This window comes from Halomonas sp. ML-15, from assembly GCF_014779595.1.
Classification (GTDB): domain Bacteria; phylum Pseudomonadota; class Gammaproteobacteria; order Pseudomonadales; family Halomonadaceae; genus Franzmannia.
In genome coordinates, this window is record NZ_JACXZT010000019.1 from 664672 (window position 1) to 680934 (window position 16263).

15 protein-coding genes are annotated in these 16263 nt (G+C 65.2%); 13 read left to right on the forward strand and 2 right to left on the reverse strand.

Features of this window, described 5'->3' with window-relative positions; translation table 11 throughout:
• Window positions 1–7: 7 nt before the first annotated feature.
• The 4 genes from IEI94_RS14745 to IEI94_RS14760 are packed head-to-tail and all read left to right on the forward strand — an operon-like array spanning window position 8 to window position 3694.
• Window positions 8–898 (forward strand): ABC transporter permease, encoded by an 891-nt coding sequence (locus IEI94_RS14745; RefSeq protein WP_191168037.1) that lies wholly within the window; start codon window positions 8–10, stop codon window positions 896–898.
• The gene (locus IEI94_RS14750) at window positions 895–1968 is read left to right on the forward strand and encodes an ABC transporter ATP-binding protein (protein WP_191168038.1); all 1074 of its coding nucleotides are present in this window, start codon (window positions 895–897) and stop codon (window positions 1966–1968) included. The genes IEI94_RS14745 and IEI94_RS14750 overlap by 4 nt, the downstream gene beginning before the upstream one ends.
• Window positions 1965–2972, forward strand: a complete 1008-nt coding sequence (locus IEI94_RS14755; RefSeq protein WP_191168039.1) for an ABC transporter ATP-binding protein — start codon at window positions 1965–1967, stop codon at window positions 2970–2972. The genes IEI94_RS14750 and IEI94_RS14755 overlap by 4 nt, the downstream gene beginning before the upstream one ends.
• Complete coding sequence (locus IEI94_RS14760; protein WP_191168040.1) at window positions 2972–3694, forward strand: GntR family transcriptional regulator; 723 nt, start codon at window positions 2972–2974, stop codon at window positions 3692–3694. The genes IEI94_RS14755 and IEI94_RS14760 overlap by 1 nt, the downstream gene beginning before the upstream one ends.
• A 93-nt stretch (window positions 3695–3787) precedes the next feature.
• On the opposite strand, the gene IEI94_RS14765 is transcribed toward IEI94_RS14760, so the two are convergent.
• Window positions 3788–5146: an NCS1 family transporter gene (locus IEI94_RS14765; protein ID WP_191168041.1), complete on the reverse strand. Its 1359-nt coding sequence runs from the start codon at window positions 5144–5146 to the stop codon at window positions 3788–3790.
• A 322-nt stretch (window positions 5147–5468) separates the two neighbouring features.
• Between IEI94_RS14765 and IEI94_RS14770 the strand changes: the two genes are divergently transcribed.
• Both IEI94_RS14770 and puuE read left to right on the forward strand, forming a co-directional pair.
• A complete protein-coding gene (locus IEI94_RS14770; protein WP_191168042.1) occupies window positions 5469–6161 on the forward strand; it encodes an aspartate/glutamate racemase family protein in 693 nt (230 codons plus the stop codon).
• A 77-nt stretch (window positions 6162–6238) separates the two neighbouring features.
• On the forward strand, window positions 6239–7165 hold the full coding sequence (puuE, locus tag IEI94_RS14775) for an allantoinase PuuE (RefSeq protein ID WP_191168043.1): 927 nt from the start codon (window positions 6239–6241) through the stop codon (window positions 7163–7165).
• A 93-nt stretch (window positions 7166–7258) separates the two neighbouring features.
• Here puuE and IEI94_RS14780 read toward each other — a convergent pair whose 3' ends face one another.
• Window positions 7259–8695, reverse strand: coding sequence for a YfcC family protein (locus tag IEI94_RS14780; protein ID WP_191168044.1), 1437 nt, complete (start codon window positions 8693–8695; stop codon window positions 7259–7261).
• Between the two features lie 178 nt (window positions 8696–8873).
• Here IEI94_RS14780 and IEI94_RS14785 point away from each other — a divergent pair, with 178 nt between their 5' ends.
• The 7 genes from IEI94_RS14785 to IEI94_RS14815 form a co-directional block, all read left to right on the forward strand.
• Window positions 8874–9707: a bifunctional allantoicase/(S)-ureidoglycine aminohydrolase gene (locus IEI94_RS14785; protein WP_191168045.1), complete on the forward strand. Its 834-nt coding sequence runs from the start codon at window positions 8874–8876 to the stop codon at window positions 9705–9707.
• Between the two features lie 198 nt (window positions 9708–9905).
• Entirely contained in the window at window positions 9906–10394 is a 489-nt protein-coding gene (locus IEI94_RS14790) for an ureidoglycolate lyase (RefSeq protein WP_191168046.1), read from the forward strand.
• Between the two features lie 285 nt (window positions 10395–10679).
• Window positions 10680–12455 carry a glyoxylate carboligase gene (gene gcl / locus IEI94_RS14795; protein WP_191168047.1) on the forward strand — a complete coding sequence of 592 codons (1776 nt, stop codon included), beginning with the start codon at window positions 10680–10682 and terminating at the stop codon, window positions 12453–12455.
• A 239-nt stretch (window positions 12456–12694) separates the two neighbouring features.
• Window positions 12695–13471: a hydroxypyruvate isomerase gene (gene hyi / locus IEI94_RS14800; RefSeq protein ID WP_191168048.1), complete on the forward strand. Its 777-nt coding sequence runs from the start codon at window positions 12695–12697 to the stop codon at window positions 13469–13471.
• Window positions 13472–13563: 92 nt separating this feature from the next.
• On the forward strand, window positions 13564–14451 hold the full coding sequence (locus IEI94_RS14805; RefSeq protein WP_191168049.1) for a 2-hydroxy-3-oxopropionate reductase: 888 nt from the start codon (window positions 13564–13566) through the stop codon (window positions 14449–14451).
• 220 nt (window positions 14452–14671) lie between these two features.
• Window positions 14672–15994 carry a glycerate kinase gene (locus tag IEI94_RS14810; protein WP_191168050.1) on the forward strand — a complete coding sequence of 441 codons (1323 nt, stop codon included), beginning with the start codon at window positions 14672–14674 and terminating at the stop codon, window positions 15992–15994.
• The coding region (locus tag IEI94_RS14815; RefSeq protein WP_263574629.1) for a pyruvate kinase at window positions 15991–16263 on the forward strand (273 nt) is incomplete at its 3' end. The genes IEI94_RS14810 and IEI94_RS14815, both read left to right, overlap by 4 nt.

A 16263-nucleotide genomic window follows, 5' to 3' on the forward strand; every position in this document is an offset into this window, starting at 1 on the left:
GTACGCTATGTCACTGACTCTCGATGGCGCTCAGGCTGACGCGCCTGCGCCCGCCCCGGTACAGGGCTACTGGGGCGCGGTGTTCGGCCGCCTGCGCCGCGACCCGGTGGCCCTGGTCTCGGGTATCGTGCTGTTACTGATCGTGCTGGCGGCGCTGTTCGCGCCTTGGCTGGCGCCGGCCAATCCCTTCCAGACCAGCATGATCCATCGCCTGCAGCCGATCGGCTCGCCGGGCTATCCTCTGGGCAGCGACGAGCTGGGGCGCGATGTGCTGTCGCGGCTGATTCACGGTGCCCGGCTGTCGCTGCTGATCGGCGTGATGCCGGTGATCAACGCCTTCGTGATCGGCAGCGCCATCGGTATCGTCGCCGGCTTCGTCGGCGGCAAGACCAACAGCGTGATCATGCGAGTGATCGACGTCTTCTACGCCTTTCCCGCGGTGCTGCTGGCGGTGGCGCTGGCCGGTGCGCTGGGAGCAGGCCTGGTCAACTCGCTGCTATCGCTGACCATCGTCTTTATCCCGCCGATCGCCCGGGTCGCGGAGAGCGTCACCACCCAGGTGCGCAGCGTCGACTACATTGAGGCGGCCCGCGCCAGCGGCGCCCGCAGCCTGACCATTATCCGGCGCCATGTGCTGGGCAATGTGCTGGGCCCGATCTTCGTCTACGCCACCTCGTTGATCAGTGTCAGCATGATCCTCGCCTCGGGGCTCTCCTTCCTGGGGCTGGGCGCCAGGCCGCCGATGCCGGAGTGGGGGCTGATGCTCAATACCATGCGCGACGCCATCTACGTCAATCCCTGGGTGGCGGTGCTGCCGGGGATGATGATCTTCACGGTGTCGATCTGCTTCAACATGCTCAGCGACGGGCTGCGCTCGGCCATGGACGTCAAGCTATGACCAACTCGCAATCGCTTTCCCCGCATGACGCACTCGACCGCGGCGGCAAGGCGCAGCCGCTGCTGCGGGTGCGCGGCCTCCAGAAACACTTCACCATCTCCCGCGGTGGGATGGGCCGCCAAGCGAAGCGCGTGCACGCCGTGGACGGCGTCGACTTCGAGGTCTACAAGGGCGAGACGCTGGGCATCGTCGGGGAGTCCGGCTGCGGCAAGTCGACCACGGCGAGGCTGCTGATGCATCTGCTGGACGCGGATCACGGCGAGATGGTCTTCGACGGCGATCCGATCGGCCAGCGCGGCGGCATCTCGGTACGTGAGATGCGCCGCCAGGTGCAGATGGTGTTCCAGAACTCCTACGCCTCGCTCAATCCGCGCATGAGCGTCGAAGACTCGATCGCCTTCGGCCCCCAGGTGCACGGCGTGAATCGCCGCGAGTCGCGCCAGCGGGCGCGGCGCCTGCTCGACCAGGTAGGGCTGTCGCCCAGCCTGTTCGCCCACCGCTACCCCCATGAACTGTCGGGGGGCCAGCGCCAGCGGGTCAATATCGCCCGCGCTCTGGCGCTGGAGCCGCGGCTGCTGATTCTCGACGAGGCGGTCTCGGCGCTCGACAAGTCGGTGGAGGCCCAGGTGCTCAATCTGCTGATGGATCTCAAGCAGGAGTATGGCCTGACCTATCTGTTCATCTCCCACGACCTCAACGTGGTGCGCTATATCAGCGACCGGGTGATGGTGATGTATCTCGGCAAGGTCGCCGAAATGGGTGAGGTGGAGGCGCTCTATCGTGCCCCGGCGCACCCCTATACCCGGGCGCTGCTGTCGGCGATGCCGTCGATGAACCCCAATCAGCGCACCCAGCAGGCGCCGCTGGTCGGCGACCCGCCCAACCCCATCGACCTGCCGCCGGGCTGCCGCTTCTGTCCGCGCTGTCCGATGGTCGAGGACGCCTGCCGCGCCGCCGAGCCGCCGCTCGAGGCCTGCGGTACGGCGCACCAGGTCGCCTGCCGGCGCGCCGACGAGGTCATGGCCGGCGCGGTGCCCGTCAAGCGCGTCTCAGAGGAGAGTCCGACATGAGCCTAGCTGCTGCCAAGCCCGTCGCCACGACCACGACCCAGGCCCCGCTGGTCGAGATCCGCGATCTGAGCGTGCACTTTCGCACCCCGACGCGGCAGGTGCACGCCGTCAACGGCGTCGATCTGAGCCTCGCGCGCGGCGAAGTATTGACCATTCTCGGCGAGAGCGGCTCCGGCAAGAGCGTCACGCTGCGCACTCTGATGCGACTGCTGCCGGAGCGGCGATCGCAGATCTCGGGCCGGGTCAGCGTCGACGGCCAGGACGTGCTGGCCATGTCGCAGCGCCAGCTGACCCGCTTTCGCGGGCGCACGGCGTCGATGATCTTCCAGGAGCCGATGCTGGCCTTCGACCCGGTCTACCGCATCGGCGAGCAGATCGCCGAGACGGTGTGCCGCCATGAAGGGGTCAGCCGCCGCGAAGGCCTGGCACGGGCACTGGAATTGTTCGAGCTGGTGCGCATCCCCTCGCCCCAGCGCCGCCTGGCCAACTATCCCCATGAGCTCTCGGGGGGCATGAGCCAGCGGGCGATGATCGCGCTGGCACTCTCCTGCCGGCCCAAGCTGCTGCTCGCCGATGAGCCGACCACGGCGCTGGACGCCACGGTGCAGATCCAGATTCTGCTGCTGCTGCGCGACCTGCAGCGTGAGCTGGGGATGTCGGTGATCTTCGTCACCCACGATATGGGGGTCGCCAACGAGATCTCCGACCGTATCGCGGTGATGTATGCCGGACGCATCGTCGAGTCGGGGCGGGTCGAGGAGATCATTGGCGATCCTCAGCACCCCTATACCCAGGGACTGATGGCGTCGCGCGCCTCGGGGGCGCAGCGCGGCCAGCGCTTGCAGGCGATTCCCGGCGCACCCCCGGATCTTGCCGAACTGCCGCGGGGCTGCGCCTTTGCGCCGCGCTGCCCGCAGGCCACCGACGAGTGCCTGGCGGCGGTGCCTGCCGCACGAGGGTTGAGCGACACCCACTGGGCGGCCTGCTGCCGGCTGTCGGCGTGATGTCAGCGTCGCGACCGGAAGTGGGGGCGCGTGGTCGCGGCAAGGCAGGCGACGGCGCCGAGCGCCACGAGGCGATCCATCGCGCGATCAGCGAGGCGATTATCGAGCAGCGCCTCAAGCCCGGGGCGCGGCTGCGTGAGGATGCGCTGGCCGAGGTGTTCGGCATCAGCCGTACCGGGATTCGCAAGATTCTGCAGCGCCTGGCCCTGGAGCAGATGGTTACCTTGACGCCGCGCCGCGGGGCCAGTGTGACGAGGCCCACTGCCGAGGAAGCCAGGGAGGTCTTCGCGGCGCGTCAACTGGTCGAGTGCGGCTTGATGCCGGCAACGGCACGCCATCTGACGCCTGCCGATGCCGACGCGCTTCGCGATCTGACGCGGCGCGAGCATGAGGCGCTGCGCGGCGGAAAGCAGAGTACAGCGATCAAGATCTCGGCGATGTTCCACGAACGGCTGGCCCAGCTAGCCGGCAATGCCACCCTGGCCGAGTTCGTGGCCAGGCTCTGCTCGCGCTCCTCGCTGATCCTCGCTGTTTACGGCAACCCCGGCCATCTGGGCTGCGAGTCCCACGACCATGACGAGCTGATCCGCTTTCTCGAAGAAGGCAACGGCGAGCGTGCCGCGGCTTTTATGCGCCGCCATCTCAAGGCCATCGAGGCCTCCCTTTCCATGGTCGAGGAACTGGAGGGCGCGCCGGACCTGCACACTATTTTCGGTGCCTGAAGACGCCTGGCGGTTGTCATTTGGGCGATCACCAAAACGCCAGCACCCCGGGCCTGAGTCCGGGACGCTGGCGTTTGGTTGAGGGTTGTCGGGCTACTGGCGGAAGCGCTGGCAGAGGCCCCAGTGCTGCATCAGCAGGTAGTAGGTGATACCGGCGGGGATCAGGCTGGCATACCAGGAGACCGCGGAGAAGGTGAGGGCAGCGAAGATGCCCACGAGGGTAGCGATCAGCGCCGCATAGTTGACGCCCTGGTAGGGGCCCTTTTCGTCATACAGCTTGGCGATGTCCAGGGTGCGGCGACGGAGGATGTAGTAGTCGACCACCAGAATGGCGAAGATCGGGCCGAGGAAGGCCGAGTAGGTCTGCACGAACAGCTGCAGGCCGGCGGCAGACTCGGGCTGCACCAGCTTCCAGGGGAAGGTGGCAAAGGCCAGGAGGCCGACAATCACGGTGGCGACCGGGAATTTAAGCTTGAACACGTCCATCAGCACATAGGTCGGCGGCACCACGTTGTTGAGCACGTTGGTGGTGACCTGAGCGAAGGCGATAAACAGCAGGGTGGTCATCAGCAGCGGGGTGTTGTCCACGGCGTTGGCGAAGACCTGAATCGGGTCGGCGGTGCCGGTGGCCTCGGAGACCATATAGCCGATCAGGCCCATGAACATGGTGCAGGGCAGGATCGACATGGCATAGATGGTGGTCAGCAGGCCCGGCCCGGTGCCTTTCTTGTGCTCGCGGGAGTAATCGCTAACGTTGAGCATCATGGTGCTGTAGATGCCCAGGAACAGCATGGTGGCGCCCCAGAACGGCATACCCCAGGAGCCTTCCATGGTCAGCAGGTTGGCCGAGAGCACATCGCCGTAGCGCTGCACCGTGGCGTAGAACATGTAGGTCAGCGAGGCGAGGATAAAGATGCTGCCGATGTTCTCCAGCCACTTGATGCCTTGGAAGCCCATCACCGACAGGCCGATCTGCAGGAACTGAAAGGTAATGAAGTAGAAGATCAGGTTGTCGAATCCGAACAGCGTCGCCGAGACCATGTTCAAGGCGCCGGCGCCGATCCAGCTCTGGAAGCCGTACCACACTACGGCGGGAACGGCACGAACCAGGCCGGGTATCCGCGTGCCGGTAAAGCCGAAGGCGCTGCGTGCCTGGACCATGAAGGGAATACCGTACTTGTAGCCGGCGGCGCCATTGATGGCCAGGGCGATGCCGATGACGAAGCAGCCGATGGCGATCGCCAGGGTGGCCTGGATCAGGTTGAGAGTGCCGACCACGCTGGAGCCCATGGCGAAGGTGCCGATCGACACGCAGCCGCCGAACCAGGCCAGGAAGTAGGAGGGGCGACCCATGATGCGGGTCTGCTGGGGGGCCAGGCTCTCCTGGCCTGGCGCCTTGGTAGGCGAGCTGGTGAGCTCGGCCTGTGCCGCTGACTGATCAATGTTAGCCATATCGCGGTCCTCGCAAAGGTAGGGGGTGGTTGTTGTGCTTCGACCTGCGGCTCGCTTGTCGTGGACAAAGTAATTTTTATTTGTATACAAAAATAGGCAAGGCTATGCTGAATTGCAAGCCTTGAGTGAAGGCGAATAAAACGTTTTATTTCCTGAAAAAACAGTGAGATAGGAGATTTCTCTGGAAAGCGTTCGCCTTTAGTCGGGTGAGTGGCGACTCAAAAAATGACTTTTATGATGAAATGTCGTCTTTTCTTATGTCTTTATGTATACAATTTGATTGGCTGGGTAGCCGCCCGGCAACATGATCAAGGAGGCGCTGATGCGTTTATTAATGCTCAACGGCAATGCCAATGCTGCGATGACGGAACAGATGGCCGCCAAGGCCAGGCACTTGCTGGGGTCGGATGTCGAGGTGGTGGCCGATACCGCCGTCGATAGCGTGGCCTACATTGCCTCGCGGCGTGACTGTGCGCTGTCCGCGGCTGCCGTCTTGGGTATGGCCGAGCATCACCTGGCAGCTGATCCCAAGGGGTTCGACGCCATCCTGCTGGCTTGCTTCGGTGAACCGGGCATCGCCGCGGTACGCGAAATCAGCCCGGTGCCGGTGGTGGGGATGCTCGAGGCGTCGGTGCTGAGCGCGCTGCAGCTGGGTGGCCGCTTCTCGGTGATCACCCCCGGGGTACGCTGGCCGCGAATGATCGAGGACCAGCTCAACGACCTCGGCGTGGCGCGCCACTGCCTGGGCATTGACGCCATCGCCATCGATGACCTGACGTTACCGGCGCAGCGCGATCTGGCACGACAGCGTTTGGCGGCGACCCTTGAGTCGCAGCAGACGCGCTTGGTGCCGGAGGTGGTCATCGTCGGCGGGGCGGCCTTCGCCGGCTTGGCCACGGAGCTGGACGCTGAGAGCCGTGTGATCGACTGCCTGGATGCGGCACTCGCCCAGGCCCAGGCGATGATGCTGCTTGGCGCCGTCAGCAGAGGGACTGAGGACTTGCAAGTCAACTGAACACACTCTATCTTTAGATTGTATACATAAAGTGTTGTCAGTATAGCGATTAGTATAAAATAAGGAGAGGCTCGACCATGACCCAGGACTACCCTCGCGACCTGATTGGCTACGGCCGCACCCTGCCTCAGGCCAACTGGCCGGATAATGCCAGGATTGCGGTGCAGTTCGTGCTCAACTACGAAGAGGGTGGCGAGAGCTGCGTGCTGCATGGCGATAGCCACTCCGAGAAATTCCTCTCCGAGATCGTCGGCGCCGAAGCCTACCCCGAGCGTCATCTGAGCATGGAGTCGATCTACGAGTACGGCTCGCGGGCCGGGGTCTGGCGGGTGTTGAATGAGTTCGAGAAGCGAGGCCTGCCGCTGACCGTGTTCGGCGTGGCCATGGCACTGGAGCGTCATCCCGAGGTGGCGCACGCGTTCAAGGAGCTGGGCCACGAGATCGCCTGCCACGGCTATCGCTGGCTGCACTATCAGGGCATGCCCGAAGGCCTCGAGCGCGAGCATATGCAGCGTGCCATCGAGATTTTCCAGACGCTCTACGGCGAGAAGCCACTGGGCTGGTACACCGGTCGCGACAGCGTCAACACGCGCCGGCTGGTACTCGATGAGGGCTCCTTCCTCTACGACAGCGACTACTATGGCGACGACCTGCCGTTCTGGACCCGCGAGCAGGACAGTCAAGGTGAGACCCATAGCCACCTGGTCGTGCCCTATACGCTGGATACCAACGACATGCGCTTCGCCACGCCCCAGGGCTTCAACACCGGCGACCACTTCTTCAGCTACCTGCGCGACGCCTTCGACGTGCTCTACGCCGAGGGGGAGGAGACACCCAAGATGATGTCGATCGGTCTGCACTGCCGCTTGATCGGGCGACCCGGACGCTTCCGTGCCCTGCAGCGCTTCCTCGATCATATCGAAGCCCATGACCGGGTGTGGGTGACCCGGCGCGTGGATATCGCCCGCCACTGGGCGGAACAGCACCCGGCACCGGTGGGTTGAGCGGGCATGCAGGGGATGCTGCTGGCGTTGCCCAGGTCTTCCCCCTGGCCGATGAGGCCAGGGGGAAGGCGCATCGGGGCAGCGGCTAGCCGCTCAGCCGACCCACTGGGTCGCCTGGGCAAAGGCCAGGAAAGCCAGCGCGATCAGTACCCATACGCAGAACAGCGGGAAGAAGAACTTGACCCACTTCTGCCAGGGCACGCCGGCGATGGCCAGGGTGGCCATGAAGTAGCCGGAGGTCGGGTAGAGGATATTGCCCATGCCGTCACCGAGTTGGAAGGCGAGCACGGCGGTCTGGCGGGTGACGCCGATGATGTCGGAGAGCGGTGCCATGATCGGCATGGTCACCAGCGCCTGGCCGCTGCCGGACGGCACCACGAAGTTGAAGGCCAGTTGCGCGAAGTACATGCCGATCGCCGAGAGCATGGTGGGCAGCTCACCGACCAGATTGCCGAGGCCGAACACCAGGGTGTCCATGATCTGGCCGTCCTCGAGCACCACGGCCACGCCGCGCGCCACACCGGCGATCATGGCGCCCACCAGCACGTCGCGAAAGCCCTTGTTGAAGCCTTCGCAGATGGCCTCGGTAGAGAGACCGGCAATCAGGCCGACGACGATGCCCATGACGATGAACAGGCCGGCCATCTCCATCATGAACCAGCCCTGCTGCAGTACGCCGTAGACCAGGATGCCGAAGAAGGCGAAGGTAGCCAGGGCTGCAAGCTTCTGGCGGGTATTGGCGATCAGCGCGCCCTCGTCACCGGCATGCTGGTAGGTGGCACGCTTTTCCGCCTCGCTGGCGTCGCCGGCCATCAGGCTCAGTTCCGGGTTATCGCGCACCTTGCGTGCGTAGCGCATCACGAAGTAGATGCCGGCTGCGAGCACGATGACGAAGGCAACGGCGCGCAGACCGAAGCCGGAATAGAGCGGCAGGTCGGACAGCTGTTGACCGAGCCCGGTATTGATCGGGTTGAGTACACCGGTGGCAAAGCCGGCGGTGGTGGCACACAGCGCCACTGCAGCGGCGGTCACCGAGTCGAAGCGCAGCGCGATCATCAGCGGCAGGATCACCGGCACATAGACCAGCGCCAGCTCCTGGGTGCCGATGATGGTGGCGACCAGGGCAAACACCGTCATCAATACCGGGATCATCAGCAGGCTCTGGTTGGCGAAGCGCCGGGTCAGCTTGTCGACGCCGATCTCGATGATGCCGGTGCGCCGCAGCACCATGAACATGCCGCCGATCATGAAGGTAAAGAACACCACCTCGCCGGCGCTCATCAGCCCGTTGGGGATGGCCAGCATGAAGTCGACCACGCCCACCGGCGAAGGCTCGACGTGTTGGAACGACTCGGGGTCGATGGTGATGCGCCCTTCGGGGCCAGGGATGCGCTCGAACTCACCGGCGGGAACGAAATGCGTCGCCACCGCGGCGATGGCGATAAACACGAACAGGATCACGTAGATATGAGGGATTCTGAAGGATCCCGCGTGAGGGCTGCTGCTGTCGCTGTTTGAGTGTGAAGGCATGGGTACCTCGATGTGTTGAGAGTGGTGCCGTTGCTGATGCAGGTTGCGTGCCGATCTGATGCCGGCATTGTTACTCTGGAGGAGCTAGCGCCTGTATACGCCGACGCTTCTCACTTGTTGCATGCTTGAGTGAAGACCATTATGGAAACTATTTCCAATATTTTTTAGGAGACTGCTTGTGAAGCACCGTTCCTACTACGCCCCCCACGGCGGACACCCGCCCCAGACCCAACTGCTCAGCGACCGCGCGGTATTCACCGAGGCCTATGCGGTGATCCCCAAGGGCGTGTTCGGCGATATCGTCACCAGCAACCTGCCGTTCTGGAACGACACCCGGTTGTGGGTGCTGGCGCGGCCGCTATCTGGTTTCGCCGAGACCTTCTCGCAGTACATCATGGAGGTCTCGCCGGGCGGGGGCAGCGAGCGGCCCGAACTGGACCCGGCCGCCGAGGGCGTGCTGTTCGTGGTCGAGGGCGAAATGACCCTGACCCTGGCCGGTGAGCGCCACCACATGACGCCGGGGGGCTACGCCTTTATTCCGCCAGGCAGCGACTGGCAGCTGCGCAACGAGTCGGCGGCGCCGGTACGTTTCCACTGGGTGCGCAAGGCGTTCGAGTTCGTCGACGGCCTCGAGGTCCCGGAGGCCTTCGTCACCAACGAGAACGACATCGCGCCGCTGGAGATGCCCGACACCGAGGGGCGCTGGGCCACCACCCGTTTCGTCGACCCCGCGGACGTGCGCCACGATATGCACGTCAATATCGTCACCTTTCAGCCCGGTGGCGTGATCCCCTTCGACGAGACCCACGTCATGGAGCACGGCCTCTATGTGCTGGAGGGCAAGGCGGTCTATCACCTCAATCAGGACTGGGTGGAGGTCGAAGCCGGCGACTTCATGTGGCTGCGCGCCTTCTGCCCGCAGGCCTGCTATGCCGGCGGGCCGGGGCCGTTCCGCTATCTGCTCTACAAGGACGTCAACCGCCATCCGGCGCTGCGCTTGGGTGCTCGTTGAGACCGAGCAGAGCACTTTGGATAGCGAGAGGCGCCGGGGACAGGTCGTAGAGGGGGTTTGCGCCATGGATGGCGCAAGGTAGCGCCCAGGGACGGGTTTACAGCGCCCCCTCGTAGGCCTGTCGCCGGATCAGCCTCGAGTGGCGGGACTCTGCCATTGCGTTGCTATACATAATAAAGCCTGGGAAATGGAGCCTACATGCTGGAACTCAACGCCGCGCCGCTGACGCCGGAGGCCTTTGCGCCCTTCGGTGACGTCATCGATACGCGCACTGCGGACTACTTTCATATCAATGCCGGGCGCACCCGCCGCTATCACGACCTGGCCAAGGTCGAGACCCTCGGTGAGCAGGCGCATACGCTGATCAGCATCTTCGTCAGCCAGCCGGTCACGCTGCCGCTGGAACTCGACTTCCTCGAGCGCCACCCCCAGGGCAGCCAAGCCTTTATGCCGCTGCACGGGGAGCGCTTTATCATCGTGGTGGCGCCGCCGGGGGACAGCATCGACCCGGGCGACGTACGCGCCTTCGTCACCGACGGCCGCCAGGGCGTCAACTACCGCGCCGGGACCTGGCACGCCATCCAGTCGGTGCTCGAGCGGGAAGGGGAATTCCTGGTCGTCGACCGCGGTGGCGACGGCAACAACTGCGACGAGTATCCACTGGCGCTGCGCGTCAGCCTCGACTGACCCATCAGATAGCCGCCGAGCCTGGCGGCGTCGACCTGCATCTGCCGTAGCGGGCGGGGGGCTTGCCTCCTGCCCGTTTGGCGTGCCCGCTCGCTGCCCGTAACGCCTACGCTGTGAAGCGGTTTTTTGCCTGCAGGTTCATGGCTATCTGCTTGAATAAAAAAACCGAATAACCGGTATAATCAATTTTAGTGGAAATATTTTCCACAAAATATTGACGGAAAATCTCAGGCGGTCTAGCTTGGTATACAACAACCGTTGCTCACGTCACTGAGGAGAATCGTCGTGGCCAAGATGACCGCAGCAGAAGCCGCCATTCACGTGCTCAAGAAGGAGGGCGTCGAGATGGCATTCGGTGTCCCCGGCGCCGCCATCAACCCCTTCTATGCCGCCATGCGCAAGGTGGGGGGCGTCGATCATGTGCTGGCGCGCCACGTCGAGGGCGCCTCGCATATGGCCGAGGGCTATACGCGTACCCAGGCCGGTAATATCGGCGTGTGCATCGGGACCTCCGGCCCCGCCGGCACCGACATGATCACCGGACTCTATTCGGCCAGTGCCGATTCGATTCCGATCCTGTGCATTACCGGCCAGGCGCCGCGCGCCAAGCTGCACAAGGAGGATTTCCAGGCGGTGGATATCCAGGCCATCGCCGGCCCGGTGACCAAGTGGGCGGTCACCGTGCTCGAGCCGGCCCAGGTGCCGCGCGCCTTCCAGCAGGCCTTTCAGTTGATGCGCAGCTCGCGTCCCGGCCCGGTGCTGATCGACTTGCCAATCGACGTGCAGATGAGCGAGATCGAGTTCGACCCCGACACCTATGAGCCGCTGCCGGCCTACAAGCCCAGCGCCTCACGGGCCCAGGCCGAGAAAGCCATGGCGATGCTCAACGCCGCCGAGCGACCGCTGCTGGTGGCCGGGGGTGGCATCGTCAACGCCGATGCCAGCGAGCTGCTGACCGAGCTGGCCGAGATCACCGGCGTGCCGGTGATTCCGACCCTGATGGGCTGGGGCACCATCCCCGACGACCACCCGTTGATGGCCGGCATGGTCGGTCTGCAGACCTCACATCGCTACGGCAACGCTACTCTGCTGGCCTCCGACTTCGTGATGGGGATCGGCAACCGTTGGGCCAACCGCCACACCGGTAACCTCGAGACCTATACGGAGGGGCGTACCTTCGTCCACGTGGATATCGAGCCGACCCAGATCGGGCGCATCTTCGGCCCCGACTACGGCATCGTCTCCGATGCCCGCGCGGCGCTCGAGCTGTTCGTCGAGATCGCCAAGGAGTGGCAGGCGGCCGGCACGCTGAAGGAGCGCAGCGCCTGGGCCGAGGAGTGCCAGGAGCGCAAACGCACGCTGCTGCGCAAGACCCACTTCGACAACGTGCCGGTCAAGCCGCAGCGGGTCTATGAGGAGATGAACAAGGTCTTCGGTCGCGACACCCGCTATGTCAGCACCATCGGCCTGTCGCAGATCGCCGGCGCCCAGTTCCTGCACGTCTACAAGCCGCGCCACTGGATCAACTGTGGCCAGGCCGGACCGCTGGGCTGGACCATCCCGGCGGCGCTGGGGGTGTGCCGCGCCGACCCGAGCGCCGAGGTGGTGGCCCTCTCCGGCGACTATGATTTCCAGTTCATGGTTGAAGAGCTCGCCGCGGGCGCCCAGTTCAAGCTGCCCTATATCCATGTGCTGGTGAACAACTCCTACCTGGGGTTGATCCGGCAGGCCCAGCGCGGCTTCGACATGGACTACTGCGTGCAGCTGTCGTTCGAGAATATCAACTGCCCGGAGATCAACGACTACGGTGTCGATCACGTCTCGGTGGTGGAGGGGCTGGGCTGCAAGGCACTGCGTGTGACTCAACCCGAGCAGATCGCCCCGGCGCTGGAGCAGGCCCGCGAGCTGATGCGTGAGCACCGCGTGCCGGTGGTGGTCGAGGTGATCCTCGAGCGGGTCACCAACATTGCCATGGGCACCGACCTGGGCGGCGTCAACGAGTTCGAGGACCTGGCCGAGAACCAGGAGGATGCGCCCACCTCAATCAGCGCCCTGACCTGAAACCTGCGCACACAAGGGGCGCTTGGGACAGGCCGCAGAGGAGGTCCGATTCCAGGGGTGAGGAGCACTGCTCCGAACGGGCTGGCCATGGATGGCCAGCACCGGCCCTGCAAGCGGAGCAGGATGCGAGAGCGCCGCAGGGAATCGGTAGCGTACAGGGATGTATTCACAGCGCCTCCTCACAGGCCTGTCGCAAGACAAGCCCCGAGCAATAACGTACGACCCAACGGAGATTCGATATGCCCAAGTTTGCCGCCAACCTCAGCATGCTATTCACTGAGGAGGACTTCCTCGACCGCTTCGAGGCCGCCGCCCAGGCGGGCTTCAAGGGCGTCGAGTACCTGTTCCCCTACGATTATCCGGCCAGCGAGATCAAGGCCAAACTCGACGCCAACGGCCTGACCCAGGTGCTGCACAACCTGCCGGCCGGCGACTGGGCCGCCGGCGAGCGCGGTATCGCCTGCCATCCGGATCGCGTCGAGGAGTTTCGCGCCGGGGTCGAGCAGGCTATCGACTACGCCACGACGCTGGGCTGCAAGCAGGTCAACTGCCTGGCCGGCATTCAGCCTCAGGGCGTCAGCCAGGAGCAGGCGCGCCAGACGCTGATCGACAACCTGCGCTATGCCGCCGACAAGCTCGAGGCGGCGGGTATCCTGCTGCTTGCCGAGCCGATCAATACCCGCGATATCCCGGGCTTCTTCCTCAACCGCACCGAGCAGGCGCTGGCGCTGTTCGAGGCCGTGGGAAGCGCTAACCTCAAGCTGCAGTACGACATCTACCACATGCAGATCATGGAAGGCGATCTGGCCCCGACCATCGAGACGCACCTGGCCCAGATCGCCCACGTGCAGCTGGCCGACAACCCCGGGCGCCACGAGCCGGGGACGGGGGAAATCCACTACCCGTTCCTGTTCGCGCACCTTGATCGACTCGGCTACGACGGCTGGATCGGCTGCGAATACAAGCCGGCCACTACCACCCGCGAGGGCCTGGGCTGGCTGGATAGCGTGCGCTGATCGGGTGAGTGTTGCCCGGCGCTCATCTCTACAGTGGCTGGAAGCGAGCGCACACTCAGCAAGCACAGTGACAATCTGACAGGAGACATATTATGAGCAAGATCGGATTTATCGGCCTGGGCATTATGGGCCGCCCCATGGCAGGGCACCTGCTGGATGCCGGCCACGAGATCGTCAGCGTCGAGCGCGGCAAGCCGATTCCCGCCGAGTTGGCGGATAAAGGCGCCACTGCCGCAGCGAGCCCCAAGGCGGTCGCCGAGCAGGCCGAGGTGATCATCACCATGGTGCCGGACACTCCGGACGTCGAGCTGGTGCTGTTCGGCGAAGGCGGCGTGATCGAAGGGCTCAAGCCGGGCACCCTGGTGATCGACATGAGCTCGATCGCACCGATCGCCACCCAGGACTTCGCCAAGCGTATCCATGCCGCCGGCGGCGAGTACGTTGATGCCCCGGTCTCCGGCGGCGAGGGCGGTGCCATCAACGCCGCCCTGACCATCATGGTCGGCGCCACCGCTGAGGGTTTCGAGCGCGCCCTGCCGATCCTCGAGGTGATGGGCAAGACCATTACTCATATCGGCGATCACGGTGCCGGCCAGACCTGCAAGGTCGCCAACCAGATCGTCGTTGCACTGACCATCGAGGCGGTGGCCGAAGGCCTGCTGTTCGCGTCCAAGGCCGGTGCCGACGTGGCCAAGGTACGCGAGTCGCTGCTGGGTGGTCTGGCACAGTCGAAGATCCTCGACGTGCACGGCGAGCGCATGATCAAGCGCACCTTCGACCCGGGCTTCAAGGTCCAGTTGCATCAGAAGGATCTCAACCTGGCGCTGGAAGGCGCGCGCAGCCTCGATCTGTCGCTGCCCGGCACCGCCAACGCCCAGCAGCTGTTCCAGGCCTGCGCCGCTCACGGTGGTGCCGACTGGGATCACGCCGGCATCGTGCGCGCCCTCGAGCAGCTCGCCGACCACGAAATCGGTAGCTGAGCCTCGCCCCTTTCCGAGGGGCGCTAGAACAGGGAGTGCAAGCGCTCCGCATGAGTTGGCAGGCGTCGGGTCGTCGTCTGCCATCGCCACGGCATGTGGCCTTCCACCGGTGACAGGCGCCCCCCTGCGACATGCGGCTTGTCACCGGTTTTTTTGCTTCCCCGATACGCTATCCCGCTTTCACTTGCGTCGCGCACTGCGTGCTGTGAGGAGTTGACCGATGAATGCCTTTATCCCCCCCGCCCCCTTTACCAGTACGGAGTCGACCCGCCAGTGGCTACTGCGCCTGGCCAAGGGCGCCGTTGCCGCTGTCCATCCCGATGCCCTGCTGCCGGAAAACCTGCCGGCGCCACCCGCCGGTCGCACGCTGGTGGTCGGTGCCGGCAAGGCCGCCGCGGCCATGGCCCAGGCGCTGGAGCGTGCCTGGCAGCAGCACTATCCTGACGCCCCCCTCGACGGTGTGGTGGTGACTCGCTATGGCCACGGGGTGTCGCCACAGGGTGGCATGCGGCGCATCGAGGTGCTGGAGGCGTCGCACCCGATGCCCGATGACCTCGGCGAGCAGGCTGCAAGGCGCATGCTCGATAGCGTGTCCGGGCTCGGTAAGGACGACCTGGTGATCGCGCTGATCTCGGGCGGCGGCTCGGCGCTGATGACGCTGCCGGCGCGAGGCCTGGCGCTGCGCCAGAAACAGGCCATCAATCAGGCGCTGCTGCGCTGCGGGGCGCCGATTCGTGAGATCAATACCGTGCGCCGCCACCTGTCGGCGATCAAGGGGGGGCGCCTGGCCGCCGCGGCGCATCCGGCCAGGGTGGTGACGTACCTGATTTCCGACGTGCCTGGCGACGACCCGACCCTGGTCGCCTCAGGCCCGACGCTGCCGGATACCACCACCCCGCGCGATGCTCTGGCGATCCTCGAGCGTCACACCATCGAGATTCCCGACAGCGTGCGACGGCATCTGATCAGCGACGCTTCGGCGCCCCAGGTGGGCTCCCCGGACTTTGCCCGCGATGTCTCGCGGGTGCTGGCCAAGGCCAGCGACGCCCTGGCGGCCGCTCGCGGGCGCGCCGAGCGCAGCGGCGTGCAGGTGCGACTGCTCGGCGATGACCTCGAGGGCGAGGCGCGGGACCTGGGGCGTGCCCAGGGGCGCATGGCGCTGACCGCCCAGAGTGAGATCAACACGCCGCTGCTGATTCTCTCCGGCGGTGAGACCAGCGTCACCGTCCAGGGCGATGGTCGCGGTGGGCGCAATGTCGAGTATCTGCTGGGGCTGTTCGATACGCTCAAGGGCGCGCCGGGCATCTACGCCCTGGCCATCGACACCGACGGCATCGACGGCTCCGAGGACAACGCCGGAGCGCTGTTCGGTCCCGAGTGCTGGGACCGCGCCCGGGCCGCCCGGCTGTCGATAGAGGACCACCTGGCACGCAACGACGCCTACAGTTTCTTCGCCGCGCTGGACGACCTGATCATCACCGGGCCAACGCGCACCAACGTCAACGACCTGCGCGCCATCCTGGTGCTGCCGAGGGCTTTATGAGCGTCAACCTGTCTACCATCCGCCGCACCAAGATCGTCGCCACCCTGGGGCCGGCCAGCGACCGCGAGGGCGTCCTCGAGGCCATGCTCGAGGCCGGCGTCGACGTGGTGCGCCTCAACTTCTCCCACGGCTCCGCCGACGACCACCGCCAGCGCCTGGCCCGGGTCCGCGAGATCGCCGCACGCCTCGGCAGGAGCGTCGCCGCCCTCGGCGACCTGCAGGGCCCCAAGATCCGTATCGCCCGCTTCGCCGATGGCGCCGTGAACCTC